At 44.6% G+C, this 24,564-nt stretch carries 15 protein-coding genes; 5 read left to right on the top strand and 10 right to left on the bottom strand.

The annotated features are described in order from the left end of the window. Positions 1-216: 216 nt before the first annotated feature. Positions 217-2,544, bottom strand: a complete 2,328-nt coding sequence (tamL, locus tag L0M98_RS14625) for a translocation and assembly module lipoprotein TamL (RefSeq protein ID WP_186978344.1) — start codon at positions 2,542-2,544, stop codon at positions 217-219. Continuing rightward, a complete protein-coding gene (locus L0M98_RS14620) occupies positions 2,525-7,402 on the bottom strand; it encodes a translocation/assembly module TamB domain-containing protein (RefSeq protein WP_186978345.1) in 4,878 nt (1,625 codons plus the stop codon). Before L0M98_RS14620 ends, tamL begins: the two co-directional genes overlap by 20 nt. A gap of 212 nt (positions 7,403-7,614) precedes the next feature. On the opposite strand from L0M98_RS14620, the gene L0M98_RS14615 reads away from it, so the two are divergent. From L0M98_RS14615 to L0M98_RS14600, 4 genes are all read left to right on the top strand, one after another. Then, positions 7,615-9,159, top strand: coding sequence for an acyl-CoA carboxylase subunit beta (locus L0M98_RS14615; protein ID WP_099294328.1), 1,545 nt, complete (start codon positions 7,615-7,617; stop codon positions 9,157-9,159). Positions 9,160-9,177: 18 nt separating this feature from the next. Further along, on the top strand, positions 9,178-9,492 hold the full coding sequence (locus L0M98_RS14610) for a biotin/lipoyl-containing protein (protein WP_099294330.1): 315 nt from the start codon (positions 9,178-9,180) through the stop codon (positions 9,490-9,492). A gap of 45 nt (positions 9,493-9,537) precedes the next feature. Continuing rightward, a complete protein-coding gene (locus L0M98_RS14605; RefSeq protein ID WP_099294332.1) occupies positions 9,538-10,455 on the top strand; it encodes an ABC transporter ATP-binding protein in 918 nt (305 codons plus the stop codon). A gap of 81 nt (positions 10,456-10,536) precedes the next feature. Further along, the gene (locus tag L0M98_RS14600; protein WP_099294334.1) at positions 10,537-11,877 is read left to right on the top strand and encodes an ABC transporter permease; all 1,341 of its coding nucleotides are present in this window, start codon (positions 10,537-10,539) and stop codon (positions 11,875-11,877) included. Between the two features lie 33 nt (positions 11,878-11,910). Here L0M98_RS14600 and L0M98_RS14595 read toward each other — a convergent pair whose 3' ends face one another. From L0M98_RS14595 to gcvT, 4 genes are all read right to left on the bottom strand, one after another. Further along, positions 11,911-13,161: a DUF1015 domain-containing protein gene (locus L0M98_RS14595; protein ID WP_186978346.1), complete on the bottom strand. Its 1,251-nt coding sequence runs from the start codon at positions 13,159-13,161 to the stop codon at positions 11,911-11,913. A 79-nt stretch (positions 13,162-13,240) separates the two neighbouring features. Continuing rightward, entirely contained in the window at positions 13,241-14,158 is a 918-nt protein-coding gene (locus L0M98_RS14590) for an NAD(P)-dependent oxidoreductase (protein WP_099294337.1), read from the bottom strand. A 102-nt stretch (positions 14,159-14,260) separates the two neighbouring features. Continuing rightward, positions 14,261-15,340, bottom strand: a complete 1,080-nt coding sequence (gene serC / locus L0M98_RS14585) for a 3-phosphoserine/phosphohydroxythreonine transaminase (protein ID WP_186978347.1) — start codon at positions 15,338-15,340, stop codon at positions 14,261-14,263. A 225-nt stretch (positions 15,341-15,565) separates the two neighbouring features. Next, positions 15,566-16,663, bottom strand: a complete 1,098-nt coding sequence (gcvT, locus tag L0M98_RS14580; RefSeq protein WP_186978372.1) for a glycine cleavage system aminomethyltransferase GcvT — start codon at positions 16,661-16,663, stop codon at positions 15,566-15,568. A 322-nt stretch (positions 16,664-16,985) separates the two neighbouring features. Between gcvT and L0M98_RS14575 the strand changes: the two genes are divergently transcribed. Beyond that, complete coding sequence (locus L0M98_RS14575; protein WP_099294340.1) at positions 16,986-17,333, top strand: STAS domain-containing protein; 348 nt, start codon at positions 16,986-16,988, stop codon at positions 17,331-17,333. Between the two features lie 62 nt (positions 17,334-17,395). On the opposite strand, the gene L0M98_RS14570 is transcribed toward L0M98_RS14575, so the two are convergent. The 4 genes from L0M98_RS14570 to L0M98_RS14555 all read right to left on the bottom strand — a co-directional run bounded on the left by L0M98_RS14570 (position 17,396) and on the right by L0M98_RS14555 (position 24,553). After that, complete coding sequence (locus L0M98_RS14570; protein ID WP_186978348.1) at positions 17,396-18,523, bottom strand: type II toxin-antitoxin system HipA family toxin; 1,128 nt, start codon at positions 18,521-18,523, stop codon at positions 17,396-17,398. After that, positions 18,520-18,834 (bottom strand): helix-turn-helix domain-containing protein, encoded by a 315-nt coding sequence (locus L0M98_RS14565; RefSeq protein WP_186978349.1) that lies wholly within the window; start codon positions 18,832-18,834, stop codon positions 18,520-18,522. Before L0M98_RS14565 ends, L0M98_RS14570 begins: the two co-directional genes overlap by 4 nt. A 490-nt stretch (positions 18,835-19,324) precedes the next feature. Continuing rightward, complete coding sequence (locus tag L0M98_RS14560) at positions 19,325-21,940, bottom strand: zinc-dependent metalloprotease (protein WP_227216789.1); 2,616 nt, start codon at positions 21,938-21,940, stop codon at positions 19,325-19,327. A 39-nt stretch (positions 21,941-21,979) separates the two neighbouring features. Continuing rightward, positions 21,980-24,553: a zinc-dependent metalloprotease gene (locus tag L0M98_RS14555; protein ID WP_227216790.1), complete on the bottom strand. Its 2,574-nt coding sequence runs from the start codon at positions 24,551-24,553 to the stop codon at positions 21,980-21,982. Positions 24,554-24,564: the final 11 nt, after the last annotated feature.

The raw sequence follows: 24,564 nt of genomic DNA, 5'->3' as shown, positions 1-24,564 counted from the left end.
AGATGAATGGGAGTTGAATAGGAGTTGAATGGGAGATGATATAAAGAAAGTACAAATCACATTATTATAATATTATAATCATATAACTTTCATTAACAGCAAAACCACTTTTCTTCCAACACATTTCACCCGCCTCTACTTAGCAAGGGTACAAAAATATAAACACCGTATACCGGAATGAATACGACAAATACATAGATGATTCCTGCTGTTATTCTAGAACGGATAACCGATAGCCAAATGGAACGCCAACCCGTCCTTGAATTTGGAAATATTGTAATATCCCGGTTTATCGGGATTCTTGTAAGGGGTATGCAAAGCAACACCTAAATCCCCGCGGATAACGATAAAACCGATGTCATAGCGCAACCCGCAACCTGTTCCCAGCGCGATCTCGTTCAGCAAACCCGCCAGCTTGAATTCTCCCCCCGGACGCTTGGGGTCATTCCGCAACAACCACACGTTACCGGCATCCAAGAAAATTGCCCCGTTCAGGCTTCCCGCTATTTTAAAGCGCAACTCGATATTTCCTTCCAGTTTTATATCCCCGGTCTGGTCGAGATATGCCGTCTTGTTATCACTTTTCTGGTGATAGCTACCCGGCCCGATGGAACGAATCGTGAAAGCCCGGATGCTGTTGGCTCCCCCGATATAAAATTGCTCGCTATACGGCATCACGCTTGAATTGCCGTAAGCGTACCCGAGCCCTCCCATGAAACGAGTGGCGATCAACGAATTTTCGGTCAGTTTCCGGTAAACAATAATCTCGGAAGTACCTTTCAGAAACTGGGAATAGGTGTTACCGAATATCGTTTTCCCCTCTCCCTTGTGATTCCCCGACAAGTACTGTATCGCGGACAACAAGTTTCCCGCCGACATGATCATATTTTGCCAGTACAACCGGTTCGGGTTACGGGAAGTCCCCTGTCGGTCATACGTGTAGGTGTATGCCATCGAGGGTATAAACTGATTCTTGAAACTCATCGCTATTGCCGGATTATTATCCATCGTTTCGTCAAATTCCTTTGAAGTCCGCAACAAATGGGTATAACTGAGCTTCAACGGGGTGATCGTGTGATACTTCCGGTAGGAAGACTGGAAATCATAACTGAATGATCCCGTGAATGAAATCATCCGGAAAAATGTATGACGGTTCAGGAAATCCACTCCGATTTGGAAATGCGTGCGTTCGGGAAAATCTTTCGTACTTTTCAAGAAATTGGGAACCAACAAGCGAGGTACCGACAAACCGACATTCACGCCCAACTCGTAGGAATTGATTAATCCGGATTTCGAGTTGCCTTGCTTGTTACCGACCTCCCACTCGTATGCCCCGTTCAACTTGAAAGACAGGTTCTCTCCTCCCCGGAACAGGTTTTTGTTGGTGATACCGAGAGTCAGTCCCGGTCCCAGCAAGTTGTTGGATTTCGAGGATACATCCACCTCTACCTCGGTTTCGATCGGTAAATCGTACACCGCGTTAATTCCAAAATTCAATTTGCCGAATCCGTCCGTCCTTGCCGTGTCCGCACGGGTGACGTTCAGATTCGTGTATTTAAAAATCCCCAAACGGGCAAGGCTTGTCTGCGTACGATTCTGCCGCCGGAAAGAGTAAATATCTCCCGGCAATAAATACATCGAACGAGCCAGCACTTTGGGTTTTACACCCAACGGTTTCGTGTATTTTACATTTATCTCTTTATAAGCTAGCGAATCGGTCGTTTCCGACTCATCGGGTTCCTCCAGCACCAGTTCTACACTCCCAATCTTGTAAGGTTGCAACGCGACAGCCGGAACACCATGTTTCAAGGCGATACGAACATCAGCCACCCGCTTTTCCCGTGTCGTGTCGGCAAGAAACTCGATATAGTCCGATTGGAAATAATAGTAACCGTTGTTCCTCAACAATTGGGTGATACGCTCCCGCTCGTCTTCCATCGAGTAAACACTGTATTCAGCCCCTTTTGTCAAAAGGCAACGCTGTTTCCTCCTCTGCAACAAACTATCCATGCGTCCTTTCCATCCCCAGAACTCGATATTGCCAAACATATACGGTTCGGGTACACGCACGTGATAGCTGATTTTCGCTTTCTTGGGATTGCGCTTGTTGGGGATGATCTCGTAACTCGTTTCCACCCCGAAATACCCGTAATCCCGGGCAGCGTTCTCCACCGCTTTCAAGCGCAATTCCGGTTGCACGTCGCTAATCAATACCGGTTTCTTCGCCAACTTCTTGTACAACCAGTGTTTCAGACCTTTCTCTTTTTTGATGTTCCAATTGTACACCCACAGACCGATGGGAAAAGGCGAACGCACGTACGGGGCGAACAACGGGTTGTTGGGGGGATAGGACATCGGGTTGGAAATCGCGGAACTCTGCGCCCCTTGCAACTTGACTCCTTCCGCCGTTTCTATTTTCATTTTTTTCACCCCGGTGTACAACACTTCGCCTTCCGTCAGTTTTTTGGTCTGCGAACAAGATGCGCCCAACAGTAGCAAAGCTACCGTCACGGATATATATATTCTATTTATCAGACTTTTCATTTTCTATTCGCCGTGTTTCTTTCTTTTCCACTTTCGTTTTCTTCTTTCGCCGGAATATATCCCGGAATTTCTGGTAATTTTTCCGTAACACCACACCGATACCGGTTTGGGTGACTTCGCCCTCCAACACGCTCTCGTAACCCGTGTGCCGGAATATTTTAAGGAAGAAATTGGGATTCTTCCCGAACAGGTATTCCACCGCGATATCATCGACCAGATTCTCCTCCACACCCCCGGCTGCCGGATCATTATCCGTGGATATACGTCCCCCGACTTTCACCCGAACCCGGTTATTGAACAGCCGTTTCGAGAATTGGTAGGAGTAATCCGTCTTCTTCGACTCGCCCGCCTCCGATACCTGATTGTATGTATTGATGCCGAAAGTCAAATCCATGTTCTTCAAATGTTTTCTCGACCATTGATTCAACTCCCGTTCCACGAAATTATTGATCGCATTATCGGAAGCGTTTGATTTGGCTACCGTACCGGGTCCCGAGTAAGACCCGTATATCATCATATTCATCGCCTCTCTGGATCTTTCTTCGGGAGTCATCGCCGCCAACTGGTTCTGTATCGTGATATCCCCCTCGGCGGCAAGGTCGAAAGTGATATCCGGCTTCTCCAACGTGTTGGTAATCCGTATTATCGCCTTGAAATTCACCAGACGGGATTTCTGGCTATCATCCGTGACACTCGCGGAGATCGTTTCTGCCGCCATAATATTCAGTGTCGGGTTGGCAATATCTCCTGTCCATTCCACGTAATTGCCATCCTGTATCTTGAAATCTTTCTGCCCGATCACCGGCAAGCCGTAAGACACGATTCCGCTCGACAGCACGTAGCGCCCCACGAGGCGACTCTCTCCCACCGGACTCAGCGTGTAGGTCAAACTCCCTCCCCCGTTGATGGAAACCCGGTTCTGCCCGTTAGCGGACAACAACACGTTCAAACTTACCAGCGGGGCGATATTCACGGACATCAACAAGTCCAGACTGACTGCGCGGATTTGCTTCAGTTGGTCATCCTCCGCCACTTCCGTACTATCCCGGAAAGACACGAAACGCACGAGATCAACACTCCGGTCGGTCACGGACAAAGGAGCGGACTTCAACGTGTAGTACACTTCGCTGTTATCCAACAGATTAATATTTCCCCGAATCTTCAACGCGTCTAACATTCCTTTCAAGGTTGCCGACACGTCGACAAACAATTTCCCGTAAACCATTGTTTCGTCGTTTTCCTGCACCTTCATCGCTTGGAAATTACGAGCCGTGACGGATGCATCCATCTCGATACTGGAGAATGAAGCAAAGTTCACGTCCCCCTGCAATTCCAGTCGTTGCTTATTCGGAGCAATCAGCCCGAAATGATTAAATTTCAATAAATTATTCCGAATCGTGATGGTAGAGGTATCTATCTTGAAGGTCGTTCCCACCGGAAGCGCTTCCACTTCTCCCTCTCTGAAACTCAAATTGCCGTCAATCAAAGGTTGGCTCATATTCCCCTTGATACGGAACGCTCCGACCATATCCCCGCCCAGACGAATCATCCCCGGCGGCGTGAAGGCTCCTGCCACCCGTAGCGGTAATTTCGGTATCCCTATATTCAAATCCATGTTCTGATCATCCGGTCCGGTCATCATCTTGCCCCGCGCCAATAGAGCCTGTTGCCCGTCCACGGCAAGGGTAAAATCGACATCATGCTCGGTCTGTCGCGACAAGCGGTATTTTATACCCATATCCAAGTTCCCGATCCGCTCCTGTTGATAATTAAATTCATTTATCGTGATATTTCCACCCACGTCGATCACCTTGTTTTTACTGTGCATCTGTAAATCAACGCCCAGCATACCGGACATATCCGGGATAAAACTCAACACATCGGAGATATGCCCCAGATCAATACCTTTTATATCCACGACCAATGATTCCGGTTCCCGGTTCGCTCCTTCCTCCGACACCAACCGGATACGCTTATCCCCGTTCAACAACTGCAAGTTTGCCGCCGGAATTTCGCCTTGTTTCAGACGAACAAAGTTTCCCCGGTTCACTTGCCAAGACACGTATCCCAACACCAACGGGTCCGGGGATATACTCACGCTGACAGCACTGTCCTGAAAAGCGATATTCGCCCCGATGTTAAAGATCTCTCCGTCTTTATTCTCCCGTTCCCGCAATCTCACGTTTACCTGATCGTGTTCCACCGAGCCTTCCGCGGTCAATTGCGACAATGCTTCCAATTGATTTTTTGCCCCGAACACGTTCACCCCGTAGCGTAAAGCCACGCCTTGACCGTGAGCGTTCATGAACACGCTATCAATCACGAAACCCTCGATGTCCAACCCGAAAACCCCGGCATCCATCTTGAAGTGGGACTCGGTATCCGTCCCCAGTTCTATACCTACACGCTTGAAGCGCATCCCGTTATTCTTCAGGTAACTGTTTAATATGTTCTTTTGGGCAGCATCGATCGTCAAACTGAAATCCGGCAACACCTCCCCCAATTGTTCCATATTAAAATCGTGTATTTCCAGTTGTCCGGCAAGCAGTTCTCCCGCTTTGGCAAATTGCCGAGCCAACAAATAGCCGTTCCCTTTCCCGTTAAACTTCACGCTCAAATCTCCAGCGTCCACGTTCAATCGGGTACGATTGTCCTCCCCGGCGAACGATATATTTAAATTCCCCAACTGCCGGGTTCCGACATCTTTCAAAACGATATCCGTGAAATCGGCTTTTAGAGCGGAAGTACTGTCCGCGTTCAATTCTCCCTGCAACGTCAATCCCAGAGAGAACGCCAGTTCTTCCGGCATAAAATGCAATCCTTTCAAGTCCGCATTCCGGATATCACTTTCAATCTTTGCCTCGTATCCTTTGTCGCCGGCGGTAAGCTGGAATTTCATATCCATATCCAACTCTTTATTACCACTTGCCAAAACCCCGTTCAGCACACCCTCTTTCAACACGGCATTCAACGTGATATCTTTATAATCGTAACCATTGTATTGCAATAATGCCAAAGCTAAATTCACTTTGCCCGCCGCCGTTTTCAAATCCAATCCTTTCCCCGAGGCGGAAAGCGTGGCGGAAACCATTCCCAATGAATCTTTTGGCATAAATTCATTCAACGCGAACTCCCGCAAACGAACTCCCGCGTAATAGGAATTATCTTTCATCCCGTAACCGGCAACCATATTCAGACTTCCTTGTCGGGGGCTAACTCCCACTTTGACTCTCGCGGTCTGATCCGCCATATGTAAATCGACGTTCAACTTCAAATTATCCGGCACAACCACGCCTGCCTCCTCCCCGTCGCCCAAGAACGGCGCGAAAAAACGCCCGTTCCGAACAGTCAACGATACCCGGTAATCCGCGACCATCTGTTCCATATCGGTAATAGAAGAAACTTTTCCGCTACTTTCCAACAAAAAATCATTTCCGGCACCCACGTTCAGGTGTTCGATATTCAATCGCTCGATCTCCCCATTCAATAATCCGGCAAGCGAAAACGTTTTATCCTGTAAAAAAGATTCCATTAATTTATTCGTGTCCGGCATAAACAAAAGTATATCCTTCCCCCCTATCGTACCGTTTATCGACAAGCGCAAAGGAGTATTCATCCCGAATCCGGTAAGCCCGCTAGCCGCTTGCACGTTCATCCCTAACCGGCTATAAGCCGTTTTCAATGACAGATTGGAAACGTTAGACTTATCGCTCCCGACATTTACCCGACAGGATAAATTCCGCAAATCAAGCCCGTTCCCTTCTTTCAACTGCAATCGCTGCACGATAGCCGCTATCTCCGTTCCCCGGTTAAACACGCTGTCCACTTGCAATGAAAGAGCCGATACCCGTATCGCCTCCGGAAATCTTTCCTCTGCCACACTTATTCCGCGAGGCTTCATTAAAAAACGACTATCCGCCAACTCGACCTTCCCGGCATGTACTACCCACGGCATACTCCCCGTGGAATCCTGTACCGCGTCCTCCCCGCCCGAAGTGGCATCCGCAAGCGTCAGCACCTCACAATATCCCCGTACCAATAGTATGGAATCCAGATTTACCGTCTGTTCCCCAAGATGTATCTCCGCTTCCCTCAAGCGTCCTTCGCCCACTCCCGCGCGGATTTGTCCCATGGGCAACCCGTTCATCACGCAGTCGACACTATCCAACAGCAACTCGCCCACCCGGAACTTCCAACGTGCCGGCTCTCCCGGCTGTGTGGTGTCCGGCTCACTTTCACCCAAGTTCATGAAAACCGTTCCGCCATGCAAGGAAACCGTAGGAATGTCAGCCTCTTGCTTCGCCAGATTCAACCTGTCCATACGAAGATTCAGTTCATGGAGTGCCACTTTCATTTTCATTCCCGAAAGCGTATCCCCGAAGTTCATTGCCGCATTCTCTATCACCAACCGTCGCACTTCAATCTCCTTCTTCAACAATTTCGATAAAGCGACATTTACTTGAATCAGGTCAGCACTCAGCATCGTGTCCCGCTCCGTCTTTCCAAAATAAATTCTTTCCACTGCCAAGTCTAACGGGAATTTCAACAGTACACGCCCCACGGAAAGTTTCATACCCATGTTACGCTCCACGTATTGCTCCGCCTTTCCCGTCACGAAATTCTGTATACCGGGAATGTATAAAAGAATCATAACAAGCACTACCAAGGTGAAAAGCCCCAGTATAACCCTGAATATATATTTTAATATCCTACGTAAAATCTTCATTCTATCTTCATTTCGAAGGTTGTAAACCAATTGCAAAACTACAATTATTTCTTCAAATCCCACGGGTAACACGGAAAACTCCTTCCACATGCCCCCACCACTCCCGCAAAACAGAATGTAAATTTTACGCATGAAACTTGTTTCGTGTTACGAAAACAGAACAAAAACACGATGGGGGGCAAAAAAACATTTTACCACTCCAATGCACAATGTATCAATACATTATCCCAAACACCCCCGAACAGGTGTTTTTTTCTCCGTTTTTTTTCGTAATTTTGCAGACTGGGTAGGTAGGATTTTGTATTGAGTTGAAACCTATCATTTACAAACATAAATTATTACTTATGTCACTTAAAAGAAATGTTCTTGATTTAAGGAAGAGAAAAGAGATTGTTCTTCAAGGTGGTGGCGAAGAGGCTATTAAGAAGCAAGCTGCAATGGGAAAGTTGACAGCCCGGGAGCGTATTGAAGCAATACTCGACAAAGATTCTTTCCACGAGTACGACATGTTCGTTGAGCATCAGTCAAAAGATTTTGATATGGATAAAAAGGTTCTGCATGGTGATGGTGTTATCATCGGAACCGGTACTATTTATGGAGAACCCGTGTGTATCTATGCCCAAGACTTCACCGTTGCCGGTGGTTCATTAGGCTTGATGCATGCCCGCAAGATCACCAAAATCATGGACCACGCTCTGAAAATGAGAGTGCCCTTGATCGGGATCAACGACTCGGGAGGTGCTCGTATTCAAGAAGGAGTTGACTCTCTGGCAGGATACGGGGAAATCTTCTTCCGTAACACGCAGGCATCCGGAGTTATTCCTCAATTATCCGTCATTCTCGGTCCTTGCGCGGGAGGTGCCGTGTATTCACCCGCTTTGACTGACTTCGTGTTCGTGGTGGACAACATCTCGAAAATGTTTATCACGGGACCGGAAGTGGTGAAAACCGTACTCGGTGAAGTGGTAACGATGGAAGAACTCGGGGGTGCCAGAGTGCACAGTGAAGTCAGCGGTAACGCCCATTTCTTCGCACACTCGGAGTACGAATGTTTCGAACAGATCAAAAAACTATTGACCTTTATCCCGTGGAGTAACGAGGCGAAAGCCAAACCGTTCCCCTCCAAACCGCCGAAACCGGAGTACAAAATCGAAAAGATTGTTCCCGCCGATCCCACTCAACCTTACGACGTGAGAGATATTATCCGGGCGGTTGCCGATGACTCGGACTTCCTTGAAATACAACAGGAATTTGCCAAAAATATCGTGGTCGGATTCGGACGTATCGACGGAGAAACTATCGGTTTCGTGGCAAATCAACCTTCCGTGTTAGCGGGAGTGCTGGATTGCGATTCATCGGATAAAGCGGGACGTTTCATCCGCTTCTGTGACGCATTCAATATCCCGATCGTGACCTTCGAAGATATGCCGGGTTACTTACCGGGCGTGGAACAAGAACACATGGGTGTTATCCGTCATGGGGCAAAAGTACTTTACGCGTATAGCGAGGCGACCGTGCCCAAGATCACCGTGATCCTGCGGAAAGCGTACGGCGGAGGTTACATCGCCATGAACTCGCGTCACTTGAAAGCAGACTTCATGTTCGCTTGGCCGACAGCAGAGATTGCCGTAATGGGACCGGAAGGAGCCGCTAACATTATCTTCAAGAAAGAGATCATGTCAGCAGAGAATCCGGACGAAATGCGCAAGATCAAAGTTGCCGAATATCGCGAGAAATTCGCTAACCCCTATGTGGCTGCATCCAAAGGGTACATTGATTCTGTCATCGAACCCGAGGAAACCCGGAAAATTTTGAAACACTCTATCGAGGTATCCAGCAACAAGTCGGTACTAACCCCGGCAAAAAAACATGGTATTCCTCCATTTTAATCTTAAATTATACCACGAATGAGTACACCAAAATATGACTTATTAGAAATTGACGGCTTACAATACAAAACCCAATTCACGGAGAAATTTATCAACCGCAAGAAATGGGAAAAACCCGATCCGGGAGCCGTCCTCACGTACATACCCGGTTCTATTATCGACATGTACGTGAAAGAAGGTCAGGAAGTAAAAGCCGGAGACTTATTATGCCTCCTGCAAGCCATGAAAATGCATAACAAAATCCTGGCCCCTATAAGCGGAACTGTCGTTAAAATCCATGTAAATAAAGGCGACAAAATTCCCAAAGACGCTTTAATGTTTGAAATAAAATAACCTTCAAAGGCTGCCCCTTCGGCAGCCTTTGCTTACTAAACGAATATGAGTTTCTTTAAAGCTATAAACATCGTCAAGACGTATGCCAATCACAAGGCACTGGATGATGTTTCCATCAATATCCCGGAAGGCTCGATTTACGGATTACTAGGTCCGAACGGAGCCGGGAAAACCTCATTAATCCGTATCATCAATCAAATCACCGCTCCTGATTCGGGCGAAATCTATTTCCGGGGTGAACATCTGAAACCATCTGACGTCAATCGCATCGGTTATCTTCCGGAAGAGCGAGGACTCTACAAGAAGATGAAAGTCGGAGAACAAGCCGTCTATCTGGCTCGTTTAAAAGGAATCAGCAAAAGTGATTCCATTACCCGATTGAAAATGTGGTTCGAAAAATTCGGCATAGAGGCTTGGTGGGACAAAAAGGTAGAAGAACTCTCCAAAGGAATGGCGCAGAAGGTGCAGTTTATCACAACCGTGTTACATGAACCGGAGTTGCTGATATTCGACGAGCCTTTCAGCGGGTTTGACCCGATCAACGTGGAATTATTGAAAAAGGAGATATTGGAACTTCGCAAAAAAGGAACGACAATCATCTTTTCCACTCACAACATGGGATCAGTCGAAGAGATTTGCAGCCATATCGCTCTCATTAACAAATCCCGGAAAATCATCGAAGGCCCGATTAACCAGATTCGGGAAAAATATGCCAGCAATACCTATCAATTAAGTTGTCGCTACAACCCGGAATTTAACCCGGAACTCGTTGTCGGCTCGGAGTTCGAGGTAGTATCCCAGCGTGTCGAAGATGAACGCCAAGATATTATCTTACAACAGAACACGTATTGTTCGGCAAATACTCTCCTGTCCAGAGTGCTGCCGAAAGCGGACATAATCTCTTACCAGAAGATTATTCCCAGCATGAACGATATTTTCATCAAACTGGTTAAAGAACAATAGAATATTAAGCTATAATAATTCAAATTGAAGCTTGTGAATGATTCTTCATTTTCAATTTTCAATTTTCAATTTTCAATTAAAATGAACAAGATATTCATCATCATAAGCCGGGAGTTCTCCACAAGGGTACGTAAAAAAACATTTCTGGTCGTTACCATTTTCGTTCCGATCCTGTTCGCATTGTTTTACGCGTTTCTGATGTGGATGCTATTGCGTGACGACACGCAAAAGAGAACGATAGCCGTGATCAACGAATCGAGTCTCGAAACCCCATTCCAGAAGATTAATAACACGACTTTCCAATACATTGACCATGACATACCGGAAAGCGATTATGCCGAGTTTCTGAAAAAGAATGACTATTACGCCATTACCAGAGTGCCGGCAAACGTTATGACTCATGCCGAAATTCCGGTATTCTCGACATCACAGGTACCCATGGAATTAAAAAATGAACTGGCCGCACAGCTACGACAGAATATCGAGAGTATCAAGCGAGCCGAAGTCATAGCCAAAAGTCAGGTACCTAACCTTGAACAAGAATTGGACGCGGCAAAGACACCTGTATTAGTCAGAACCTTGTTAGTCACGGATAAAGGAGATACGAAAGAGGGTTCTTCGGAAATCACTTCCATTATCGGGTTAGTGGCAGGAATGATTATCTATTTCTTTGTCTTCATGTACGCTTCCCAAGTCATGAAAGGCGTCATTGAAGAAAAGACGAACCGTATCATTGAAGTTCTCGTTTCTTCCGTGAAACCATTCCAATTCTTGTTGGGAAAAATCATCGGTGTTGCCGCCGTGGGACTTGTGCAATTTCTGATCTGGATTGTTCTCGGCGGAATAATTATGATCGCGTTTCAAGCGTTGTTTATGCCCAACTTGGACTTGGAAGCATTGAAAAACGCAAGTGACCTCACGATGTTCGCACAGAGTTCCGAGATAAACACGGAACAGTTAGCCGTGATTCAGAATCTGGCAAAGACGATCGATCCCGCGTTTATCATGAAATTCCTTGCAGCATTCCTTTTCTATTTTATCGGGGGATACTTACTCTACGCGTCACTCTTCGCCGCGATCGGTGCAGCAGTGGATAACGAAACCGATTCCCAACAATTCATGACACCGCTCTCTATCATATTGGTAGTAGCCCTTTATATCGGTGTCGCTGCCATGAAAAGCCCCGAATCGCCCATGGTATTCTGGAGTTCTCTTATCCCGTTCACTTCCCCGGTAGTGATGCTCGTGCGCATCCCGTTCGGGGTCCCGGCATGGGAGATCGCTACTTCCATGGGATTACTGGTTGCTTCCTTCCTGTTCTTCACATGGCTATCGGGCAAGATATACCGGGTAGGTATCCTGATGTACGGGAAAAAGGTCACGTGGAAAGAACTTTACAAATGGCTTAAATACAAGGCATAAAAAAAAGCGGCTCCCGCCGCTTTTTTTATTTTATCAAATCTTATGGATTACCATTCCTGAACGCAACTTCGGCTCAAACCAAGTTGTCTTCGGGGGCATAATATTCCCGGTATCGGCAATATTAATCAATTGCTCCATAGACACAGGATATAAAGCGAAAGCCACTTTCATCTCTCCATTGTCAACACGACGCTTCAATTCACCCAACCCACGGATACCACCAACGAAATCAATCCGTTTGGAAGTACGCAAATCCTGAATGTCAAGGATGTCAGCCAACACGTGATTAGAAAGAATCGTTACGTCCAATACTCCGATCGGATCGTTATCATCGTAGCTTCCGGGTTTAGCGGTCAATTTATACCATCTTCCACCCAAGTACATGCTGAATTCATGCAATTTAGCCGGGTGGTAAATCTCCGTACCCATATCTTCAACCGTGAAATGTTCACCCAATTTAGCCATCAATTGCTCCTCGGTCAAACCGTTCAGATCTTTCACAACGCGGTTGTAATCGATAATTTTCAATTGATGATCCGGGAAATGAACAGCCATGAAGAAGTTATACTCTTCTGTTCCGTTGTGGTTCGGGTTCTTAGCGCTGAATTCGGCACCGATACGAGCGGCAGCAGCCGTTCTGTGGTGTCCGTCCGCAACATAAGTGTAAGGCACTTTGGTGGCGAACAATTCTTCCAGACGCTTGTTCGTATCCGGGCAGTTGATAGCCCAGAAATGATGACCGAAACCGTCTTCTGCCACAAAATCGTAGTCAGCTTTCCGGCTTTTCACGATATCCTCAACGATAGCGTCGATTTCCGGCACTGCCTTGTAAGCGAAGAACACAGGCTCCAAATTAGCTTTCACGTAACGGGTCAGAATCATACGATCCTCTTCCTTGTCGGGACGAGTCAACTCGTGTTTCTTGATAATACCGTTCACGTAATCCTCGCAAGCAGCACATCCCACGATACCGTATTGTGTTCTTCCGTCCATGGTTTGGGCGTAGATATAGAATTTTGCGTCCTCATCTTGTACCAACCATCCCTTGTCTTGGAACATATTGAAGTTCTCAACACTCTTGTTATAAACTGTTTCGGAATGAATATCCGTTCCAGCGGGACAGTCGATTTCGGCTCTGGTCACATGTAATAATGAACGAGGTTTACCGGCTGCCATTTGTGCAGCTTCTTCCGAGTTCATCACGTCATAAGGCAGACAAGCCAACTCCTCGCAAATTTCTTGAGAGGGAGTACGCAATCCTTTAAATGGTTTTACTATTGCCATATACAATTTTAGATTTTAGATTTTAGATTTTAAATTTGCTGTGTTCCAATTTAAAATCTAAAATTTACAATTTACAATTCTATTTGTTTACTCTGAATTTCTCGTCGCCTTTCTCGATAAAGTTCACGATTTGGCGAGCGGCAGCCAATCCGGCATTAACGTTAGCCTCTTCAGTCTGAGCACCCATCTTTTTCGGGGTAGCGAAGAAACGACCTTCAAACTTGTTGAAGCAATCGCAATCCGGAGCGATATCGGTGATATAGTGGAAATCAGCTCTTTCTTCCATCAATTTACCCAAACCTTCCTCGTCGATAACCTCTTTACGAGCGGTGTTTACCAACACGGCACCCTTCGGCATATTCTTTAACAAATCATAGTTGATAGATTTCTTGGTTTGTTCCGTTGCCGGGATATGCAAAGAGATATATTGGCACATACCATACATTTCTTCAGCCGAATGTAACGGGGTAGCACCGGCTGCCTTGATTTGTTCATCCGTCATGAACGGGTCGAAAGCGTACACTTCCATGCCGAAACCGCGAGCGATACGACCCACATTCTGTCCCACGTTTCCATAAGCGTGGATACCGATTTTCTTCCCCTTCAACTCAGAACCTGATTTACCGTTGAAGAAGTTACGAGCCATGTAAACCATCATACCGAAAGCCAACTCAGCCACTGCGTTTGAGTTTTGTCCCGGGGTATTCATAGCTACCACGTTATGAGCGGTACAAGCAGCCAAGTCGATATTGTCAAATCCGGCACCTGCACGAACGATCACTTTCAATTTCTTGGCAGCCTCGATAACTTCTTTTGTAGCTTTGTCCGAGCGGATAATCATAGCGTCAACGTCAGCCACGGCAGCGATCAACTCGTCTTGAGATGTATATTTTTCTAATAATACCAATTCGTATCCCTGAGCCTCTACGATCTCACGAATCCCGTTTACAGCAACCGGAGCAAACGGTTTATCTGTTGCAATTAATACTTTAGTCATGATATTTCAATTTTTGATGTAAAAAAAAGATTTACGATTTCAGATTTCGATCACCCTCTTCCGAAAGCAATAATCGTAAATCCGAAATCGTAAATCAATAAATTATTTAATATGAGCAGCTTCAAATTCTTGCATTGCAGCAACCAAAGCCTTCACGTCCTCGATAGTACAAGCGTTGTAAGTAGAAGCACGGAATCCGCCTACTGAACGGTGTCCCTTAATACCCACGATATTCTTTGATTTAGTGAAATCCAAGAATTCTTTCTCCAATGACTCGTATCCTTCTCTCAACAAGAAAGGAATGTTCATTCTTGAACGAGAACCTTCTTTCACAACCGGACGGAACATCTTGCTTCTTTCCAATTCGTTATAGATCATATCAGCTCTCTCGATAGCCAATTTCTCCATAGCTTCAACGCCACCCATTGCTTTAACCCACTTCAAGGTTTCTTTTACCCCAAAGATGTTCACACAAGGAGGAGTGTTGTACATAGATTCTTTATCCACGTGAGTTTTGTATCTCAACATGGTCGGGATCATTCTGTCTGCAACAACGTTGTTAGCCAAGAAATCATTGTTGATGATCACGAAAGTAACTCCGGCAGGTCCGAGGTTCTTCTGGCAACCGCCATAGATCATAGCATATTTAGACACGTCAACCGGACGGCTGCAGATGTCTGATGACATATCACAGATTAAAGGCACCGGAGAAGTCGGATCATAGAAAATTTCCGTACCGCGAATCGTGTTGTTGGAAGTGATGTGCATGTAATCCACGTCTGAAGGGATCGTGAATTCGGGATAATAAGTAAATCCATCTGCCTCAGAAGAAGCAACAATTTCTACATCTCCCCACATTTTAGCCTCCTTAATAGCAGCGGTTGACCAAGTACCGGTGTTCACATAAGCAGCTTTCTTCTTGAAGAAGTTGAACGGGATCATGCAGAATTGCATGCTGGCGCCACCACCCAAGAAAATTACGGAATATCCTTCCGGGATGCCCAATACTTCTTTGAATAAAGCTACAGCTTCGTCATACACAGCTTGAAAATCAGAAGAACGGTGAGACACTTCCAAAATAGATTGTCCCGTGTTACCAAACTCAAGCACAGCTTTTGATACATTTTCCAATGTAGAATCCGGCAATTTACAAGGTCCGGCATTAAAAATGTGTTTTCTCATCTCTAAAATATTTAATAGATAATTAATACTAAAATCTTGTTTATAATCACGTTGCAAAGATGCAAAATAAGTCGGTATAAAAGACTTTTTTCCGTAATTTTTATTCGCATTCGTTATTCGCTTGATATCAACAACTTCCGCCTTTCCGAAAACGTTTTTATACCTTCAAAGACAAAAGCACCCGTTTGCGGGTGCTTTGTTATCGTTCAGCTCAAAAGCACCCGACTAAAAGAACGGGGTTTTGACGATTTTCGCTTTTAAAGCTTTATTTCTTACACGGATGAAAATCTCGGTATCCAGCTTGTGGAAACCGCTCTTCACGTATCCCGTACCGATTGACTTGCCTGTCAACGGGGAAACAGTACCCGAGCAAACCACCCCGATCTCGTTTCCTTCCGCGTCCTCGATCACGTATCCCTGACGAGCGATACCCTTATCCAGCACCTCGAACGGTTTCATGTAGCGGGCAGGCTTGTCATTTTTCATTTTTTCATGGTACGCGCGGTTGATGAAATCATTTCCCGGTACAAACTTCGTGATCCAACCTAATCCGGCTTCAATCGGAGAGTGTTCGTCATCAATTTCATGCCCGTACAAGCAGAAACCGGCTTCCAAACGCAAAGTGTCGCGAGCACCTAAACCACAAGGCTTAATACCGAACTCTGCGCCTGCCTCGAATACGGCATTCCAGATTTTCTCGGCGTCTTTCACGTAAGCGTAAATCTCGCAACCGCCTGCTCCGGTATATCCGGTCGTGGAAAAAATTACTTTGTCTACCCCGGCAAACGGAATTTCTTGGAAAGTATAATATTCCATATCCACCACGTCAGCGGAAGTCAATTTTTGCATTGCTTTCAATGCTAACGGTCCTTGAACGGCAAGTTGACAGATATTCTCGGAAGCGTTCTCCAAATCCGTATCCAAGTTCATACCTAACTCTTTCGCCCATTTGGTGCACCATGCCCAATCCTTATCGATATTCGCAGCATTCACCACCAACAAATACTTTTCAGCACTGAAACGATACACCAGCAAATCGTCCACGATACCACCAGTTTCGTTCGGGAAGCAACTGTATTGCACTTTACCGTCAGTTAATGCTGCCACATCATTGGACGTAAGTTTCTGCACCAACTCGAAAGCCTTCGGACCTTTTACCCAAAATTCTCCCATGTGAGAAACATCGAACACGCCCAATTTCTCGCGTACGGTATTATGCTCGTCCTTGATACCCGTGTATTCTATCGGCATATTGTAACCGGCAAACGGAGCCATTCTTGCTCCCAACGCCTCATGAAAATGTGTAAATGGAGTAGTCTTCATCATTATTTATCGCTTAAATATTCATTATATTATTATACTATTAACTATAACGCTCCGCAAAGTTATAACTTTTATTCATCCCGCCTACCCTTTCTTTAAAAATATTACTTCTTATGAAAAAAGTTATGCATAACCACACATATTATCCTTTCTTCCAAAAACTTATATCCCGTATCCAAGCGAAGTAAACAAATTTTGCAAACGATTTAATATTATTTTTTTCCACAGATACCTTAACGAATCATTTGATGATTTATTTGCATTGTCAGCAAAAATGATTACTTTTGCTAAATAACCCATTAATTTAGATACTAGAAAAACCATGATAATCAAAGTAACAGAACACAACGGTATCACCTTCGCCGAATTTACAGAAGAAGTGACTCGTTTCACTCTCGCGCTGTCAGAAGAAGTTAAGTCTGAACTAAGACCTTATTTGAATAATCCCGACTGTCGGATGATATTCGATTTCAATCACATTGAATTTGTGGATAGTAGCGGTATCGGCACGGTCATCGCTCTTTTCAAAACAGCTAAAAGTGTCGGTTCCAACTTGAAACTTTGCAACCTATCCCCGGATGTTTTGAAGATATTCGAACTTCTACACCTGCAAGTCATTTTCGACATCACGGGAACACGAGAAAGTTGCGTAGCTTCCTACGCTCAATAAGAAACTTAAAGACCGTCTAAATTATCGAGGACGGTCTTTAAGTTTTTAGAAACTCCCAAAAGTTAACAATTTCCATCATGAATGACACCTTGCCAACAAGGAGATAAAATATCTTGACAATGTTCGTAAACCGAACGAATAATATGAATTCCCTTCTCCTCGTTTATCCGGATACTTTTTCCCACGGCAATCATATCTTCCAACGACGGATTCCCGCTATTATTCACGGAAGTTGCATGTTCCCCGTTATACCCTGCACGGCAAAGAGTTAAATCATATGCCGGAGCCAATGTCCAAATCCCATCCCTACATATAAAACTAAAATTCTTCGCATGATCATCCTTATTTGAGGTCAATACATTAAAAACCATACGACGAAACATCTCATCAACCGCTTTTGAGTCTTGCGTTAAATACCCCGTAAGATGTAATAATATTTTGTAATCCAATTTCGGTAACAAAATAGATTCATTCAATAAAGCACCTGCCGTAGCAACGTGCAAGCGTTCCCCATTCTCAATATCAAAACGCATGGATGCAAAATACTTTCCCTCTAAAAGTTTAAAATCAGGTATTTCAATACCACATCGCCTTGCTGCCAAATTATATTTATATTCCGTTTTCCCCATGTCCGCGGGATCGTAGATATGCCTGAATTTGACAAGCCAAACCCCATCCGCATCCCGATACAAGCATTTAGGTCTACATCCCCCGGAATTACCACTATTAAAATAGAGAACCTCTTCCCCCTCGTCTGTCTTTTCACCTAAAACAGCCAACGCCAATTCTTGTAACTCATCTAATTCCGGCAATGTTTTATCCTCACCAATATAAGATTCAGGAACATAAGACAAGGCTCCCATGCCCGTACGTCCGACAATACTTAATCTTTGTAATGGCGTTAAAGTTGAATCATCAATCTTTTCTTTTCTCAGAATACGATTTAACAAATATCGACCATAACCATCAGGCAAACGATCTTCAAATATCCCGAAATTCCCATAAAAAGGCTCAGGTGACGCGATAAATAAATCCGGCTTTAAAGGCAAGTCCAAAGGAGATATGGAGAAACCGGATACCAACCAATTTTTATCATATTGAAAAGCACAACGTCTCCTGTCAGGAGTCAAAGTCAATTCGCCTACTTTCCTGTCGCGATACATAACCGTGAGCTTGTCAACTAATTTCATCTCGTCCCCCTTTTTCTGTTTCTATTCTGATTTATCGTATCAAGTTCCTGCATCGTGCTGTATTTCGGTTCCCCAAGCAGAGCCTTAATCTCTTCCGTGTATCCAAGCGCTTTACAAAGTGCTACATAAGATTCCAATGAAATTTTATGCACATTCTCAAATTTCACAATTGTAGCTAATGGCACCCCACTCATCTCCGAAAGCAGTTTGCGGGAATAATTCTTCTCTAACCGCCTCTTCTTCATATTCCGCGCTAAAATTTGCAAAAGTTCTTCTATCGAAACCAAATCAAAATCATATATAACTTTCATTATTATAACTTTTATATCTCAATTTGATATTTAATATATACTATTATATCTATTACAAATATAGGAAACATTACTCATTCTTCAATCATTCACTACCTGAAATTCCTTCATTTTTAACTTTCAATTCTCTATTTTCAATTAAAAATCCGAAAAGACTTTTCAAGAGCATGTCGTTTCCTCACAAATCGCCTAAAACCTACTGTAATCCCAAGGTAATACTACCTCTACCTACTTACAGAAAACTTACACCACTCTTATATCTCCGGTGTCTAACGATGACACAAGGATAGAATAACCGCCTTATAAGCAAGTAGAGGTAGTATTACGTTAGGATTACCACGGGTTCTCGAATATTTTCCCAAAACACGCTCAGAAATCCAATCATTAAATAAAAAGATTGCCGCCCAAAAATTTTACTTTTTAGGCGGCCTTCAGAACCATTCCGGAATTTCCCGAAACGAATTAATCTACCACAAACTAATTAACACTATCAACCTTTCAACGAACGATTGATTAAAAACATCAAATAATCGTAATGAGCCTTCGTATCCGCATTACCGGACCCTTGGCGTTTTTTTACCTGTTCTATTACTTTCAAATAAAGATTATACCACAAATGATTCGGATTATCGACAGCCATATTCTCCACCAGCCAGCGACTTCCGAATCCGGCAACTTCCGGCATCCGGTTACTTTGTTTACCATTCAACGATTCGACAGATTCATGCAACACGTTCTGAGACTTCGCATAATAACGGGAAGCATTTTCACGATTACCATTGATATCAACAGTATTCCGCACATTGGTCAAGAAAGCCACTTGCAAAATTCTTTCGGTTTCTGTCAAATTGCGTCCCTTTATGGTCGGCTCCCAAATCATCTTGTACAAATCTTCCAAATACTCTTCCGGGGTATAATTACCCTTGTCCCGGTAAGCCACCAGTGAAATACGGCGAGTACTGAACAAATCTGTTTCTTCATCCGCCTTACTCAAGAAATCTTTCAGTATCTGACGAGCCCGGGAACCGTCGAATTCCAAATTCTCCACCACTTCCGGACGATCTATCCAATCTATATCTTTCAATTGCCCGATCACGAATTTCAACGAATTCTTCTGTACCTCTTTCGGAACAGCAACAAAAGTTGAAACCGGCTCACCGACATAATGCTGATTCAGATAAAACCCTCCCAAATTCATGAACACGTTAAAGATATAGCGCTTATAATAATAACCCACGTAACGATATACCATATTACGATACGTGTAATCGATATCTTCTTTGTCCAACCATTGGTTCATATTCTCCATCAGGTATTTCAGATTCCGAATCCCGTAAGTACTTGATTTAATGGCGTCATCACCCAAATCTTCAGGCAAGGAAGTCGGATCGAACATCGTCAACGTGTAAGGTTCCGGGTCAAAACGATACATCGGATCTCCCACCTTTTCCGCGATCCACTTTTCTACCACCTTTTGTTCGTCTTCAAGTGTCTTTACGTCAAACACGGGTTGATATGCCACTTTCACGGCATGATAGTCTGCCACCCCCAGTCTTTCCGGAATCAAGACAACATCTTTGTCTCCCGGTTGAGCCACATAATTATAGCCCATGTTATCCATGATAGAAGGGGTTATACCGTATTTCCGGGTAAAAGAAGCAGAACGCAGGGAATCGGTCGGGTAAGCATGAGATGCCGGCAAGTTATGAGCGAAACCCAGAATATGTCCTACTTCATGTACAATCATCCCCTTCAAACCTTCTCCATATTTCTCCAACGGCAATTTCATCGTGCGGACGGCCTCATCACATGAAGCTGTCTGAACAAAACGTTTTAAGTTCACCCGCCTCAACATATCATGGAATATCTCGATAGACGCGTTCATCACTTGCCCCGACCGCGGATCTACCCAACGAGGAGCCGTCTTGAAACTTTCCACCCCGATCGGGGCATAACGAATACACAAGAATTTCATGTTATCCGGATCAAAAGTCGTATCATTAACCGGGAAAGCCTTCACTTGAAGCACATTTTTAAAACCGATCGCCGCGAAAGCCTTATTCCATTCTTCAATTCCGGCTTTGATATATTCGCTCCAACCTTCGGGGAAATTATTATCCACGTAGAACACAATCGGCTTCTCCGGTTCCACTAATTCTCCACTTTTATATTTCGCCACATCTTTCGGTTGTATATCCCAACGTGTCATATAGTGCGTAACCCGGGAACCATCGACTTTAGTCGTCATATTCTCCCGTTCGGTCGTCGTCACGTTTACGCGAGGATCCCCTAAACGGGGTCTCATCAACTGTTCCTCTCCCGGTAAAATAAGTAATGTCCGGTTTAACTTCACCGTCACCGGTTCATCCTGCACGACCAGATATTGACCGTTTACCAACAAATTCTGAGTATAGGTTTCAGTTGAAATAATCGAAATATTATCCTCGAAAGCCTTGATATCATCCAAACGAGTCAACTCTTCTTTCAACTTCACATCTCTCTGACCGTCCCCCAGTTCATCCACACGTTTCCCCTCGTCAGCAAAAGGAGTCAAATCATTATTCTGTTTCAAGAAAAAATCCGTCATATCCACCACTACGGCAGTACTGTCCGGACTATAAGCCTCTACTTTAAAAGCATACCGGATCGGTGGTTGAGTACTTTTACGAACAGCTTCCCGCATACCTTCCTCGGGCGAATCGGTAAGCATCGGATTCGTTCCCCACTTACGCGTAATCTCATGCATTTGCAGGGTAGAATCTCGCAGCGTGAAAGCGATATGCAAGGGATCGTTGATCATCTGCCCGACAGCCCCGTTACCATTGTCACTGGTTTCGACGAAAGTCGTTCCCAACAAGTATTCCCGTCCCAACAGGGATAAAGGATACTCGAAATATAGTTTCCCCCCGACTTGATGAAGCGTGATCAATCCTTTTACCGTTTTTATTTTCTTTCCTTTAAACAATTTCTCGTACTTCGTTTCCGGCTCTTGTTGCACGTTCTCTTTCGTCGCTTTCTTCTTCCGGTTCTTCGCGACTATATCCGCCGGATTCACCTGAATAAAGAATGCCAATAGGATTATTGATAGTATAAAACCTTTATTCATATCTTCTATTTATAAATTATATCGTTCATTAAAACTTCATTACCGGGCATTTCTAAAATCTTCAATCATCTCGAGCAGATAAGAATAATGAAGATTCGTTTCCCTGTCAGCTGTCCCGACTTTTTGCCTTAACAGGTTCTCAACACGTTGTAACAACAGGTAATAGAGATGTTGCGAATTATCATGAGCCACGTTATACACACCATAATGCAGACCGAATCCGGCAACGTCCTCCATATGTCGGCATCTTTCGCCCGACATACATATCCTTTCGCCTGCAAACATCGGTTCTCGGGACTGCCGCTCCGACTCTGCCTTGTAAGCAGGAGCCAATCGGGCAAACAACCCGTTTAGTACAACTTGTTGCAGATAACGTTCGGATTGTTTTGGTTTTCTTCCCTTTAACGTCGATTCCCACACCCCGGCATAAAGGTCATCCAAATATTCTTTCGGGGTATAGGCATCCGGTTCCCGATAAGCACAAAGAGATACCCGTTTGGTATTTAATAATGCCCTCGCGAAAAAATTAATAACATCCTGTGATTTTGGTGCTCCCACGTGCAGATTGCCAGTATACGAGAAATCATCCAACCACTCCAAGTTCTTCAAATGTTTCAACAGAAAAAGAAAGTTACGTTTCTGAATATCTTTCGGCACAACTTGAAAACTCGGCATAGGATCACCCACGAAACGTTCCGTCAGGTAAACACCCCCGACATTCATGTAAGCGTTGTACAAATATCCCCGACATTGGTAGACTATCTCGTCATAGATATGCATCCGGTAAGAATAATCCTTATCCCACGGCTGCATCCACTCATTCAAATGATTCAGAATATATTTTAGATTAGCCATTCCATAATCACCCGCTTTCACGGCATCGTCACCCAGATCTTCCGTCAAAGCACTGGGATCATAGACACCGCGAATTTGTTGTTTCCCGTAACGATACATCGGATCACCCGCTTTTTCAGCAATCCAGTCTTGTACAACTTTATTTTCTTCTTCCATCGTCGTAGCGTCGGGCACCGGCTGGTAATTAACCTTAATCGCGTAATAATCATACACGCCCAGTTCCGGCGGTGTTAAACGCACTCCTTTATCCCCCGGTTGCGCCACATAATTATACCGGGCATAATCCATGATAGAAGGTGTAGTCCCGTATTTTGCCGTAAAAGTAGCAGAACGAAGCGAATCTACCGGAATGGAAAAAGAAGATGCCATATTGTGCATCAATCCCAAACAATGTCCCACTTCATGAGCCACGATGTAACGCATACTTTCATACAGCACGTCATCAGGCTGTTTCACGGTTCTTACCCGTTCGTCCACCTGTGCAGTCTGCACGAAACGCATATCGTTTATCAACCGGATGACATCATGATAAATATAAACAGAAGCGTTAATTATCTCACCTGTTCTCGGATCTGTCCACGAGGGTCCCATCCCGTTAGCGATACTGATCGGGGCATAGCGGATACAACTGTATTTCAAGTTATCCGGGTCAAATTCGGGGTCGTCTGTCGGGAAATCACGACTAACCATCACGTTTTTCAAACCGATTTCTTCAAATGCCTTGTTCCATTCCCGAATCCCGGCATGCACGGCAGCTTTCCAATCTTCCGGAAACCCGTTGTCCACGTAAAACACGATCGGTTTTACAGGCTCCACCAATTCACCCCGCTTGTAGGCTTCCATATCTTCAGGCTCCACTCGCCAACGGTTCATCAAAAAAGTATATCTGGAACCGTCTGTTTCCGTTGTCATATTTTCTTTCACGGAATAGAAAAGCCCTACCCTTGGATCGGCCAATCGCCCGCGCATAAGATCTTTCTCCGGGAGCAGGATCATCGAACGGTTCATTTTTACCGTTACGGCAGTTTTTACACTCTTCCCCGTTACCGGTGACATTAGGCTTTGATCATAAGAAAGTGAAGATATCACGGCAATATTATCCTCAAAAGCCTTGATGTCATCAATATAAGAAACTTCCCGGTTAAAAGTAGCCCTTCGCTTCAACTTCCCGTAACCGGTAGAGCGACTATACGGATCAAAAGGAGTCAAACGAGCATCATCAGCTAGAAATAACCAAATCATATCAAACACGACTGCCGTACTGTCCGCATTGTAAGCCATGATTTCCATCGCTTTAAGCACAGGTGGAATATTACTGTTCCGAATCGCCCGATTGTACGATTCCTGATCTGTATCACTATATACTTGAAGTACGGACGGCAGACTTATCTGTACCAATTCAATCTTCTTATCCCTCTTTTGAAACGCTATATGCAAAGGATCCGTGGGTTTCTGACCGATAATGGCATTTCCGTTGTCACTAATCTCCACCACGGTCGAACCCAACAGAAATTCTCTTTTCAGCAGAGTCAAAGGAAATTCAAAATAGACCTTATCTTCAAATTTGTGAAGCGTGATCATTCCCTCGCGAGTCACGTACTTTTTCCCTTCAAAAAGCTGGTCATATTTGCTCTCCTTCTTCTGCTCCACACACTCATCCTTCCCTTTCTTTTTCCGTCTTTCGGCTTGTACCTCCACAACATCCGTCAACAGAAAAGAAAACAAACAGAATAGAACTAAAAGGAAATTCTTATTCATATATCTTGTTT

The organism is Butyricimonas sp. DFI.6.44, assembly GCF_022132345.1.
Taxonomy (GTDB): Bacteria; Bacteroidota; Bacteroidia; order Bacteroidales; family Marinifilaceae; genus Butyricimonas; species Butyricimonas muris.
This window is presented reverse-complemented; position numbering and strand designations above follow the sequence as displayed.